At 39.0% G+C, this 13,097-nt stretch carries 11 protein-coding genes; 5 read left to right on the top strand and 6 right to left on the bottom strand.

Annotated features, from left to right (window positions below):
- Window positions 1-4 precede the first annotated feature (4 nt).
- Complete coding sequence (cpaA, locus tag RFX69_RS05935; protein WP_032028770.1) at window positions 5-1,786, bottom strand: metalloendopeptidase CpaA; 1,782 nt, start codon at window positions 1,784-1,786, stop codon at window positions 5-7.
- 266 nt (window positions 1,787-2,052) lie between these two features.
- A complete protein-coding gene (gene amvA, locus RFX69_RS05930; protein WP_271055716.1) occupies window positions 2,053-3,531 on the bottom strand; it encodes a multidrug efflux MFS transporter AmvA in 1,479 nt (492 codons plus the stop codon).
- A 125-nt stretch (window positions 3,532-3,656) separates the two neighbouring features.
- On the opposite strand from amvA, the gene RFX69_RS05925 reads away from it, so the two are divergent.
- Window positions 3,657-4,235: a TetR family transcriptional regulator gene (locus tag RFX69_RS05925; RefSeq protein WP_000323807.1), complete on the top strand. Its 579-nt coding sequence runs from the start codon at window positions 3,657-3,659 to the stop codon at window positions 4,233-4,235.
- Window positions 4,236-4,282: 47 nt separating this feature from the next.
- Here RFX69_RS05925 and RFX69_RS05920 read toward each other — a convergent pair whose 3' ends face one another.
- The 3 genes from RFX69_RS05920 to RFX69_RS05910 all read right to left on the bottom strand — a co-directional run bounded on the left by RFX69_RS05920 (window position 4,283) and on the right by RFX69_RS05910 (window position 7,934).
- Window positions 4,283-5,542 (bottom strand): serine hydrolase, encoded by a 1,260-nt coding sequence (locus tag RFX69_RS05920; protein WP_289332754.1) that lies wholly within the window; start codon window positions 5,540-5,542, stop codon window positions 4,283-4,285.
- A gap of 71 nt (window positions 5,543-5,613) precedes the next feature.
- A complete protein-coding gene (locus RFX69_RS05915) occupies window positions 5,614-6,468 on the bottom strand; it encodes a MaoC/PaaZ C-terminal domain-containing protein (protein ID WP_001097352.1) in 855 nt (284 codons plus the stop codon).
- Window positions 6,469-6,542: 74 nt separating this feature from the next.
- Window positions 6,543-7,934, bottom strand: coding sequence for a 3-oxoacyl-ACP reductase (locus tag RFX69_RS05910; RefSeq protein ID WP_289332753.1), 1,392 nt, complete (start codon window positions 7,932-7,934; stop codon window positions 6,543-6,545).
- Window positions 7,935-8,169: 235 nt separating this feature from the next.
- On the opposite strand from RFX69_RS05910, the gene RFX69_RS05905 reads away from it, so the two are divergent.
- Complete coding sequence (locus tag RFX69_RS05905) at window positions 8,170-9,738, top strand: acetyl-CoA C-acetyltransferase (RefSeq protein ID WP_000047940.1); 1,569 nt, start codon at window positions 8,170-8,172, stop codon at window positions 9,736-9,738.
- Window positions 9,739-9,801: 63 nt separating this feature from the next.
- Here the strand turns inward: RFX69_RS05905 and aceI are convergent, their stop codons facing one another.
- Window positions 9,802-10,236: a chlorhexidine efflux PACE transporter AceI gene (gene aceI, locus RFX69_RS05900; RefSeq protein WP_005128429.1), complete on the bottom strand. Its 435-nt coding sequence runs from the start codon at window positions 10,234-10,236 to the stop codon at window positions 9,802-9,804.
- Between the two features lie 90 nt (window positions 10,237-10,326).
- On the opposite strand from aceI, the gene RFX69_RS05895 reads away from it, so the two are divergent.
- The 3 genes from RFX69_RS05895 to leuE all read left to right on the top strand — a co-directional run bounded on the left by RFX69_RS05895 (window position 10,327) and on the right by leuE (window position 13,063).
- A complete protein-coding gene (locus RFX69_RS05895) occupies window positions 10,327-11,220 on the top strand; it encodes a LysR family transcriptional regulator (protein ID WP_001024733.1) in 894 nt (297 codons plus the stop codon).
- A gap of 130 nt (window positions 11,221-11,350) precedes the next feature.
- Window positions 11,351-12,340 (top strand): transaldolase, encoded by a 990-nt coding sequence (tal, locus tag RFX69_RS05890; RefSeq protein WP_000149851.1) that lies wholly within the window; start codon window positions 11,351-11,353, stop codon window positions 12,338-12,340.
- A gap of 72 nt (window positions 12,341-12,412) precedes the next feature.
- Window positions 12,413-13,063: a leucine efflux protein LeuE gene (gene leuE / locus RFX69_RS05885; RefSeq protein WP_000467074.1), complete on the top strand. Its 651-nt coding sequence runs from the start codon at window positions 12,413-12,415 to the stop codon at window positions 13,061-13,063.
- The last annotated feature ends 34 nt before the right edge of the window (window positions 13,064-13,097 follow it).

The following is a 13,097-nucleotide window of genomic DNA, read 5'->3' as shown; positions in this document are numbered from 1 at the left end:
GAGATTAGTTATATAGAGAAATTTTCTGCGCATTCAGGTTAATGACACTGACAGCATCAATTTTTCCTTCTTCCCCTAAACGTACACCATATTTCGGGTTATACAGATACGGGCTAGAATAGAAATTAATATTATTACCGCCCATTGCTGTACTTCCTAACGGATGAGCAAAACCTGAGCCAATATTGGTTGAACCATTATGGTACAGGCCTAGATTGTGCCCAACTTCATGACGCATGGCCGCGAAAGAACAACCTGCAATATCATTTGCGCCAATCATGTTATATGCAGAAGCATTAATCCAAGCCCAACCACAACCGCCATCACCCGGTTCATTACCTTGATAATAGACACCATCTGCCAATACACGTTTACGCTCATTTTGTACCGTGGTGTCATCTCGTCCAGTCGAGATTGCTTCTTTTAAAGTGGCAGCAGGAATTTTGTAAGTTAGATAACCTACATCTCTTAAGTAAAAACGTGCATTCGAATTTTCAGCAGTTAAATTCGTTAAATTTACGCCTTCAATCATTCTAAGTTTTGCAGCGCTGTCACCTAAAATTGAATTTACCTCTGGGCTAGAAACCAACAACATATCAATTGTATAACTATCTACTGTCCAGCCTTGAGCGGTGTAGATAAAACGGCGATTTTCACCATTTTTAATTGCAGTAGTCAAGCCATTAGCGGCATTAATATAGGTATCTGCCGATGCATTAGACACAATAACAACTTTATCGCCGACTTGAGCTTTAGCAGGTAGTTGTAAGGTTGGCTGCCAATTTGATGTAGACAATTTCACCTTTAAAGTAGGCTGAGTCATATTCGGTAAAGTTGCAGGGATTGTTGCTGTAGAATCAATCACCTTTGTTGGTGAAGAGATCAACTGCCAATATCCTTTGTCACTTACATACATAAACTCATATTGATCGCCTGTTTTAAGCGTTAAAGTCGCTTGGCTATTAATATTGGTATTATTAATTTTTGCAGACCAAGTCGCTGTAGACTTGATAATAATTCTATCCCGATCACTTGCAGTGGTCGGCAAAGTGAAATTGGAAACCCAATTTCCATCTCCAAATGAAACTTCGGTAAGTGGACTATTTACTGCTGCTAAAGATGTTCCGATTTGCTGAACATTTAGCTTCTGAGGTTTTATATATTCAGGAACCCATTTTCCTAAAGCAGAATAATATTTAAACCAATATTCAGATCCATTTTTTAATGAGAAACTGCTCGGGAATAGTAAATTTGTTTTATCAATGTCCGAACTTGTACTTGCTGTAGAAACAACTTGTACAGTTGTTCCGTCACGTACGTCACTCGGTAAAGCAATGGTTTGTGCCCATTTGTCATTTTGAATGATTACTTTTTGCATAGATGCAGTTGTTAATGGAACGACTTCATAGGTCGCACCATTGGTAGGACTCACAGTCGCTAACTGAGCGATCCATTTATTTTGACTACTATTAAAGATGAATTGGTAAACATCACCACTATTTATCTTTAAAACCTCTAACGGAATATTGGTATTAGAAGTATCTAAATAACTACTATAGGCAGCACTAGAACGAATTGTAATTTTGTCCAAATTATTAGCGCTTATGGGTAAAGTGAGGTTTTTGACCCAATTCCCATTTGCTAGATTAAATTCTAAATCTGAATAACCGGATGGAATTGATCCACTATTATTATTCTGATTTGGTGAAAGTACAGTTGCGGCATATACAAGTGAAGACGCAACAATTGCTCCAATAATGAGTGATGTTTTTAATTTAAAATTCACAGCAGCCTCTTTTATTTGTTTTTAATTTTTTCGTCTAGCAGGTTAGCAAACCATTTTTACACAGTCAATTTCACAACAATTAATTTTTCATTAAATTTCAATTACATGAATATTGAATCATTTTGAAATAAAAACATGAAACCTATTAAAGAATAGTTTGTTTATGAGAATTAAATAACCAATTTCGATATGAAGAAAATATTAAAAAAGATATTTAAGGATAAAAAGAAAGATCATCTCTCTTTTTATCCTCTATTTTGAATTTCTTAATTTACTTTCTTTGGAAAGCTAAACCAGACAAATACAGTTAAAAGGAAGAAACAAATGGCGGAGATTGTAAGCACCCAACTATGCGCATAGCTAAAAGCTTGCTGCGCAACTGCTACCAACTGTCCTCCTAAAGGATTTTCAAGGTTAGACGCTAATTGCATGGTTTCTCCAATCGAGATACTCGCTTTTTCAATTAAGTCTGACGGAAGCTCGGCTGGCAAAATAATTGAGCGGCTATAAAACCAAGACAACATTAAACCAAAAATAGCGACACCTAAACCTGCTCCAAGCTCATAGGCCATTCCCTCAATAGCACCTGCTGCACTCGCCTTTTGAGGGGGCACAGATGACATAATGGCAGCAGTTGAGGCAAGTAAGGCAATCTCAATGCTAAAGCCTAAAAAGACCATACACGTCCATGCTAAAAAGTGGTCGGTTGAAAAATTAAGCTGAGCAAGCCCCCACAAACTGAGCGCGCTCACAAAAATACCTAGGCTCGATACTCTACGTAAACCCCATTTATTTAAACAAATACCTGCTAATGGACCACCTAAACTAATTGCAATCATAAATGGAATAATAAACATGGCTGCCTGTAATGGAGAAAACCCGTGTACAAACTGCAACTCTTGAGACAAAAGTAATTCAAAGCCAACCAAAGCAATCATGGACACAACTGCCATAACAATACTGGTAGAAATCACTGGATGTTTAAATAATTCCAGATCAATCATTGGTGTCGTAGCTCTTTTTTGGCTTCGAATGAAGTGAATTAATGTGCTTATACCCACCACAAACATCACAACCGTGAGCACCGAAAAGTTATACATAGCCGATTTAATTGAATAGATGAGGCTTAAAATTGCTACAACCAAAACTAAAGCTTGCCCTAAGTTAATTGGCTGATCAGTTTTCTCTTGTTGTTTAGGAATGATCATCACGATCATAACTAGAACGACTAAAATGATCGGGATATTAATGAGGAATACAGCTCCCCAGTGGAAATGCTCTAATACAAAACCACCGACTAATGGACCAAAAGCTGCTCCACCTCCACCTACTGTAGACCAAAGGCCAAGTGCAAAATTTCTCTGCTTTTCTTCGGTAAAGGCATTACGGATACCGGATAAAGTGGCAGGAATAAGCATAGCTGCCCCTAGGCCTAAAACAGCACGAGAAGCAATTAAGGCATAGGCAGTTGGAGAAAAAGCCGCAGCTAACGAACCCACACCAAAAACTGCGGTTCCAATAAATAATAATTTTTTAAAGCCGATACGATCACCGAGTGCACCCATCGGCAAAATCAAACCCGCCATAATCAGCGAATAAATATCAATAATCCATAAAAGCTGATTGGCAGTTAAATTCAATGCTGCACTTAAAGATGGTGTTGCAACATGCATCACCGTTGCATCAATCGTAACAGGTAAATAAATGAGGACGATAATTGTCAGGATTAACCATTTTTTTTGCATAACGCTCTTCGATATCCAAAACTTGGACATGTGTTCAAATTGCGGTTATTATATACACAATTGGACACTTGTCCAACTTTAAATTTTAATGTAGTTTGTGTCAAATTCAGTCAGGTGTAAGAAACATGGCCTATCTTAATCGCGATCAACGCAGAGAAATGATTCTGCAAGCTGCCATGCAAATTGCTTTGGCTGAAGGTTTTACAGCCATGACGGTACGTCGAATCGCAACAGAGGCACAAACCTCTACCGGACAAGTCCATCATCATTTTTCTTCGGCATCTCATTTAAAAGCTGAAGCTTTTTTAAAGCTGATGGAACAGCTTGATGAAATTGAACAAACTCTCCAAACAACTAGCCAATTTCAAAGACTCTTCATCTTATTAGGTGCAGAAAATATAGACAGGCTTCAGCCCTACTTACGTTTATGGAATGAAGCTGAACTCTTAATTGAACAAGATATTGAAATACAAAAAGCGTATAACCTCGCCATGCAAAGTTGGCATCAAGCTATTGTGCAATCGATTGAATGCGGTCAAAAAGAAGGCGAATTTAAAAATAGGTCTAATTCCACAGATATTGCGTGGCGACTCATTGCCTTTGTGTGTGGATTAGAAGGGATTTATAAACTTGGTTTACAAGGTTTAGCTGAAGAAGATTTTAAGCGTCATACCGAAGCAATTATTCGCCTAGAATTATTATAAATGTTGAGCTGGCATTGCTTAAAAATACCAGCTTTAAAATACTAAAATTAGAACCAGCCTTTACGGCCTTTTAAAATTTGGTCGGTGCAACGTAAAGCTTCTTGAGTCAGCCCCCACAAACGATAATCGCCTGTAATTGAACCAATCTGGAAGTTATGGGTATAGGCAAAGCTGAGGTCACGCTCAGGATCACACCACGCTCCTGAACCATTGTAACCAATATGCCCAAAGCCATTTTTTGCACGTTTACCCATGGTAATAATACGGTGATATCCTAAGCGCCAATTCATCGGTATTGGCATGACACGATCACGCGCATAACTTTGAATAGTACTAAGTTCTTTAAATACTTCTGGGCGAATCAATTGCTGTCCATCCCATTCACCTTGATTTGCTAGCATCGCATAAATTTTAGCAAGGCTATTTGCAGTAAATGTCCCGTTCGCTGCCGGAATGACTGCTTGCAGCCCCTCATCACTAAAGAAACTAAAATTTTTCATTCCTTTTGGAATCATGGCATCCTGAAAGTCTTGCGGGTCTTGACCCGTCCATGTAATCACTTTTTCAGAGAGTGAACTCTTACGCATCTGTGGCTTTTTAGGTTTTTCAACTTGAGTAGATGCTGGTTTTTCTGGTTTTGGTTGAATAATTAAACGTGCTACACGATCCAACTCATTTGCAGGCGTTCCAAAATAGGCACCATCTAGCTGTAATGGCTCAACAAGATATTTTTGCATGAGCTGATCTAGAGATTGACCAGTTGCTTTTTCAAGTACGCCACCGACAAGCCAACCGAATGTTAAAGCTTGATAAGCATTGCCCTCTCCTGCAAGAAATCTTGGCTTAGTCGCTGCGACCACATCTAACATATGTGACCAGTCGAGCATTTCTCTCGCACTTTCGATGATATTTCGAACATCAAACATGCCGCTTTGATGGCTTAGCACATGACGCAAAGTCATTTGCTCTTTTCCATTTTGAGCAAACTCAGGCCAATAGGTCACAATCGGTTTGTCGTATTCTAAAAACCCTTCACTTACCAAAATATGCGCTAAAGTTGCAAGTACACCTTTACCCGTAGAGTAGCAAACTGCCAATGTGTCAGGTTGCCAAGCTTCAGTTTGTGATTTTAGACCGGTGTAGATATCTACAACTTTCTGGCCTCTAAAATAAACCGCTAAAGCAGCTCCACCTTGTCCTGTTCTAGCATCTTGAAGACGGCTGAACTGGTGAGCTAAATCAATAAAACGTTCATCTAAAATACCGTGATAGTTATGGGTATCGGCCAGTAAAATTTCTTTAATCACATGAAGTTCCTTGTATTTTTTGTTATTTTGCTCAAAAGCAGCCCAAACCTCTGTTCAGGCTGCTGATATTTTTATAACGCTTTTACAGTTCCTGCAACATGCGGTTTTTGTGATTTGGCATTACGAATCAAGAAATCAGTCTTTTTATCTGCATTTGCAGTTAAAAACTCAACTTTTGACGGTAAGAACATTGGCAGCTTAAACCATACATCTGCTTCATAAGCATTTGGTAATTCAAGGTTTGCTAATGCTTTAGCTTTGCTCCACATACCATGCGCAATTGCTTGCTTAAAACCAAATGCTTTTGCAGTAATGGCATGAATATGAATTAAGTTAAAATCACCAGACACTTTCGCATAACGGCGACCAGTGTTTTCTAAAATATTCCACTCTGCCTTTGGAACATAAGATGGCGCTTGTTCTTCTTTGGCTTTCTCACCCACTCTTTTCTCGACTTTTTGGCGAGATAAATAAGTCGTTAAGCCTTCCATCACCACTTCATTGCCAACTTTTGCTGTGGTAATAAAGTCAAACTGAACGCCTTTATCATGTGGTTTTAGTTCCCCAAATTTACATGAGAGAGTGAGTTTTTCAGTTACGCCAATCGGTCTGGTCTGTTTAATCTGGTTACGAATATGCACTAAACCTAAAATTGGAAATGGAAATGCTTCTGCCGTCATCATATGCATTTGCAAGCTTTGAGAAAGCACAGCCAAATAAATTGCTGGTACAAAGCCATTATTTTGAAAGCCACATACTTCGTTATAAGCTTTGAGATGGTTCTGATCAATTTCTAAAGTATCTACCACATATTCAACTTGCGGTAAGATTTTTGGGCCTTTAGGCTTTTTAAAAATTAAACCTTGCACTACTTTTGGATAAGCCAATGCCGCTTTTGGTAGCTGGCTAAAATGACGAGTATTCATACCTAACCTTTTATAATTTATAAATTCTTGAATAAAAAAGGGATGCACAAGCACCCCTATTTAGCTAAAAGTGCTTAAGCGCCTAACAAGCTTTGACCGCACACGCGTACAACGTTGCCATTTACACCTGTAGAAGCAGTTGATGCAAACCATGCAATTGTTTCTGCCACATCAACAGGTAAACCGCCTTGTTGCATTGAGTTCATACGGCGACCAGCTTCACGAATCGCAAATGGAATCGCAGCAGTCATTTGAGTCTCGATAAAGCCAGGTGCTACTGCGTTAATGGTAATACCATTTTTTAGAATAGGCGCAGTAAATTTCACTAGACCAATGACACCTGCTTTAGATGCAGCATAGTTGGTTTGACCAAGGTTACCAGCAATACCACTAATTGATGATACACAAACAATGCGGCCATTTGCATTTAGACCATCGTTTTCTAACAAGTAGTCGTTTACGCGTTCAGCAGCAGACAAGTTAATATTAATGACTAAGTCCCAAAGCTCTGGCTTCATATTTGCCAAAGTTTTGTCACGTGTAATACCAGCGTTATGAACGATAATATCTAAACCGCCTTGTTTTGCCGCAGCAGCTTTAATTTTTTCGCCCGCATCAGCAGCTGTAATGTCAATTGCCAATGTAGAACCGCCAATGTCAGCTGCTACACGGTCAAGATCAGCTTGTTGTTGCGGTACGTCTAAACAAATAACATGAGCACCGTCACGTGCCAACACGTGTGCAATTGCCTCACCGATACCACGGCTTGCACCAGTTACTAACGCAGTTTTTCCAGCAAGCGGTTTTGCCCAATCAACATCAACCACATCTGCTTTAGAAACACGAATCACTTGACCAGATACATAAGATGAACGTGGTGAAAGCAAGAAACGTAATGTTGATTCAAGGTTTGCAGCAGCACCTTCGTCTACATACACAACTTGAGCAGTAATACCCTTTTTAAATTCTTTACCTACAGATTTGATAAAGCCTTCAAGTGCACGCTGAGCAATCGCCTGTTTTACAGTTTTTGCAGTTTCAGGCGTTGTACCAATAACAATCACTCGACCAGAAGTCGCAACTTGACGTGCAATCGGGTTAAAGAATTTATAAAGTTCGTTTAACTGTTCTGAGTTTTGAATACCAGATGCATCAAATACAACAGCTTTGAATTTTGATTCTTTATCGCCTGCATTGAATGGACGTAAATTTAATCCAACTTTTGCAGCTTCTTGTTGTAATGCAACATTATTGCCTACATAGCTATCTGCATGAATATTGCTAAGTACTTGTGCAATCGCACCAGACAAAACGCTTGACGGCGCCGCGCCAACCAATACTGCACCTTTCACTACTGGCTGAGCACTTTCAAAACGCTCTAATACAACAGGCGAAGGTAAACCCAGATTTTTAACAACGAATTTACCAATAGGAGATTGCGTAAATGCTTGGTATTGATCAGTCATGATTATTATCTCTCAAAGAAATGAATTTTCTACGACAGGCTTCATTATGTTATGAGATGGATAGAAACAATATGAAAGCAGTCGTTCATTAGAGTTACTCCAAATCATACTTGAGTTCATCTTTGGATGTCTTGACCTGAATGCTATCTACAATGTCATTCTAGTCAATACAGGTCTATTTGAATTGTGTTAAGGTAGCTAACAAGAATATCGTTATTATGCTTGGAAAAGCCTTATGAGCAAAACAACTCAAGAAAATCCAGCAGTCGAGAATTCTGCTCAGGAAAAAGTGTCAAATACATCAAAGTCGGCTTCTAACACGGCTAAGCGTAACAGCACTACTCCTAAAGCAGCAACTAATACACCAAAAACGACACGTACTCGTTCAACGACTGCACCTGCACGTAGCCCTCGTAGTAAGAGCGCTGCTTCAGCAACCCCGTCTACATCTTCAAATGTAGCTGCAGCACCAAAAGCAACAAAAACCAAAACTTCTGTTCAACAGGATAAAACCATGAGTCAAAACACTGTTCGCCGCGTTGCAATCCTTGGTGGCAACCGTATTCCATTTGCACGTTCAAATACTGCCTACTTCAAAGCGTCTAATTCTGACATGCTGACAGCAGCATTGAATGGTTTGGTTGAACGCTTTAACTTACAAGGTAAGCGTATTGGCGAAGTTGTTGCGGGTGCTGTTTTAAAACATAGCCGTGACTTCAACATGACTCGTGAAGTTGTATTGAGCACAGATCTTGCTCCTGAAACTCCTGCTTACGACATCCAAATTGCATGTGGTACAGGTTTACAGGCAGCATTTGTTGTTGCTAACAAAATTGCGCTTGGTCAAATTGACGTAGGTATTGCAGGTGGCGTAGATACAACTTCTGACGCACCGATTGCTGTAGGTGATGGCTTACGTAAAGTTTTACTTGAACTTAATGTTGCTAAAACAGGTAAAGACCGTCTTAAAGCTTTAACAAAGATTGATTTTAAAAAGCTTCTTGATGCACCAAGCAATGGTGAACCACGTACTGGCCTTTCAATGGGTGAGCACCAAGCAATAACTGCATTAGAATGGGGTATCACTCGAGAAGCACAAGACGAGCTAGCTGCAAGCAGCCATCAAAAACTTGCTGCTGCTTATGAGCGTGGTTTCTTTGATGACTTAATGACTCCATTCTTAGGTCTTAACCGTGACAACAACTTACGTCCTGACAGTACAGTTGAAAAACTTGCTAAGTTAAAACCAGTTTTCGGTAAAGGCGAAACTGCAACAATGACAGCGGGTAACTCAACTCCGTTGACTGATGGTGCTTCTGTGGTATTGCTTGCTTCTGAAGAATGGGCAAAAGAAAACGGACATGAAGTTTTAGCTTATCTTTCTTTCTCTGAAACAGCAGCTGTTGACTTCATTGGCAAGAACGGTCCTAAAGAAGGCTTATTGATGGCTCCTGCTTATGCAGTACCTCGTATGCTTAAGCGTGCTAACCTTAAGCTTCAAGACTTCGATTTCTACGAAATCCATGAAGCATTTGCATCTCAAGTACTCTCTACCCTAAAAGCTTGGGAAGATGAAAAATTCTGTAAAGAACGTCTTGGCTTAGATGCACCATTGGGTTCAATTGACCGCTCTAAACTGAACGTAAATGGTTCATCTTTAGGTGCAGGTCACCCATTTGCTGCAACTGGTGGTCGTATCTTGGCTACTGCAGCTAAATTAATTAATGAAAAAGGTTCAGGCCGCGCATTAATCTCGATCTGTACAGCAGGCGGTGAAGGTGTGGTTGCGATTGTAGAAAAATAATTTCTATATGCACCTAAAAAATAAGCACCCATCTGGGTGCTTATTTCATTTCAATATAGTGAATTAATGAAGTGATGCAGCTTTAGCATTTGGGAAAAACTTATCTTCAATATGGTCATAGCACCACTGGAAAATAAAGGTATAAACCAAAATACATAAGGTTAAGCCAATATCTAAAATAAATGCATCAATCACAGTCATCTGCATCATATATGCAATCATCGGTACAGTCGCAATCAGCAAACCACCCTCAAAACCAATCGCATGTAAAATCCGTACAGGGATCGTTCTTTCCCAATTAAATTTATGCTCTACTTTTTCGAAATAGTGGTTAAAAATCATATTCCAGAAAACTGAAACCACTGCCATAAACACACCGAGTGTTCCGGTCACTTCCATCGGCATGTTAAAAATAAAACTTAATGCAATCGCAATGATGACCAATAAAATTCCTTCATAACTGATTGCATGAATGAGTCTTCTCTTGGAAATCAACATTTTTAAATACTCAATAATTACTTGGATAATGTGCATTTTATTTTTATAATTTTGATTAATCCAATCAGGTTCTTTCAATTTTTTTGACAGATGAATATTAATCAAGAACAACTTCTCATGTTCCAAGCCGTTATGGAAACAGGTTCATTTTCAGCAGCAGCAAGGAAACTCGGTAAAGTCCCCTCTGCTGTGAGTATGTCGATTGCTAATTTAGAAATTGATCTGAACCTGACTTTATTTGAACGTAAAGGCCGCGAACCTACTCCTACAGCCGAAGCACGAGTGCTATATGAAAAAACGGCGCAACTATTGATTGAAATGAATCAATGGAAACAGCACGCGCATGCATTAAGTACTGGGCTGGAACCTAATCTTACTATTGTTGTGGTGTCTGAGCTGCTACATACCAATTGGACCGACTATGTTTGCCTGCTAGAAAGTCGCTTTCCCGATCTACAAATTAATATTGTGTCTGCCCCTCAAGAAGATGCGCTTCAAATGTTGTTAGATGGATCTGCCCAACTGGCCCTTATGTTTGAACGTGAGCATTTAGACAATAGAGAACAGTTTGTTGAACTCAAACGTGAAGCCTTAATTCCTGTTATTTCAAAAACCCATCCGCTCGCAAGCCAAGAGCATGTCTCATATGAGCAGATTTTAGGTACTAGACAAATTGTGGTGGCAAGTCGAGATGAAACATTAAAACCCGAATTATTATTTTCAAAACATTACTGGCGTACAGATAACCACCACTCTGCTTGCTTAATGATTTTACGTAATTTAGGTTGGGGTGTACTGCCACAAGAGATGTTTAAAGAAAATCCCGAGTTAAACAACAAGCTTAAAGCATTAGATGTATTTGATTTTACGCCTCGATTTGAATATTACGTTGATTTGGTCTGGAGCCGCGAAAGTGAACTCGGTGCTGCTGCACGGTTTTTGATTGACTATATTCGTAATAAGCGAATGCAACCAGCTCCGTAAAATCATTTCAATTTAGATGCAGAACCTAAACGTTTTTCTTTGAAACATAACAATTGATATATCGACAGTATGGATAGAGTTTGTGCTATAAAGAAAACATAAGATTTTTTATTGAAGATGTTGAATATCAATGACTCATACAGCACTTGACCAATTAAAAACATTAACGACCGTTGTTGCTGACAGTAGCGACCTTGAAGCAATTCGTAAATTTCGTCCCTTAGATGCTACGACGAATCCTTCGTTAATTACCGCTGCGGCAGAACAACCAGAAAGTAAAGAGCTCATTGAAGATGCTTATTATCAAGCCAAAGAAGAAGGCTATAAAAATGATGAACTGATTGAAAGAACCATTGATATTTTAACCGTAAAATTTGGTGTAGAAATTTTAAAACTTATTGAAGGCCGTGTTTCTACAGAAGTCGATGCTGCACTTTCATACGACACCGAAGCAACCATTCAAAAAGCACATGAATTATGTGAGCTTTATAAAGGTTATGGTATCGATCAGTCACGTATTCTGATTAAAATTGCATCGACTTGGGAAGGTATTCAAGCGGCTAAAGTGTTAGAAGCTGAAGGTATTGCTTGTAACCTCACTCTCCTTTTCGGTTTACATCAAGCCCAAGCGTGTGCAGATGCCAAAGTTACTTTAATCTCACCTTTTGTAGGCCGTATTTTAGACTGGTACAAAAAAGCTGAAGGTGTAGATTCTTACCCAATCGAGAAAGATCCAGGTGTGGTTTCAGTTAAGAAAATCTACACTTACTACAAGCAGCAAAATATTCCAACTCAAGTCATGGGTGCGAGCTTCCGTAGCATCGACCAAGTGCTAGGCCTTGCAGGATGTGATTTGCTTACGATCTCTCCAAGCTTGCTAACACAGCTTGAACAAGATACGCGTACAGTCGATGCAGCACTTGATGCAAACAAAGCAAAACAGGCAGAAGCGATTGTTAGACCAGCTCAAGATGAGCAAAGTTTTAAAGATGAACTTAACCATGACTTAATGGCATTCCAACTTTTACAAGGTGGTGTTGATGGCTTTATTAAAGCGCGAGATCAATTAAGTCTTTTATTACGTCAATCTTTTGGAATTGATGCAGAAATTAAATCTTAAAAACTGCACTTTTCATACAAAATTACCGATTTTTGTTATCATGACAAAAATCGGTTTTTTATTGGGTTTCTCGTGTTCGGCATAACAGACTTAACAACATATATTATTGGTACATTCCTAATTGTGTTATTGCCAGGACCCAATTCTCTTTATGTGATGTCTATTGCTTCACGCTATGGTATTAAAACCGGATATATGGGGGCACTTGGTATTTTTACCGGTGACTTAATTTTAATGCTCTGTACTGTACTTGGTGCAGCTTCTTTATTAAAAGCATTCCCTTGGGTTTTTATCGTACTCAAACTCGTCGGCGCACTTTACTTGTCTTATTTAGGTTTTAAGCTTTTACAAGGCAGCATCCAACGCTGGAAATTACGGAATCAACCCCAAGCAGAAATGGCTGATTTACCTGCTTTAGATAAAGTTCACCCTTATAAAACAGCCTTAAGTATTAGTTTACTCAACCCTAAAGCGATTTTATTTTTCCTGTCTTTCTTTGTGCAGTTTGTTGAACCGGATTATGCCTATCCAGCTTTAAGCTTTTTAATTTTAGCGGTGATTTTACAAATTATTAGCTTTAGTTATTTAACTGCGCTTATTTTCTCTGGAATTAAACTTTCAACTTTTTTCAAACAAAACCATAAAATTGCAGCAAGCGGAATTTTCTTAGTTGGCATTTTATTTTTCGGATTTGGCTTAAAGCTGGCAACTTCAACAATGTAAGCTGCCGAGTCAAGGAAGTCAGAATTTATTAAGT

The organism is Acinetobacter sp. 148 (genome assembly GCF_031196675.1).
In the GTDB taxonomy this organism is placed as follows: Bacteria; Pseudomonadota; Gammaproteobacteria; order Pseudomonadales; family Moraxellaceae; genus Acinetobacter; species Acinetobacter baumannii.
The sequence above is the reverse complement of the archived record's forward strand: the minus strand, read 5'-3'. Positions and strand labels throughout refer to the sequence as shown.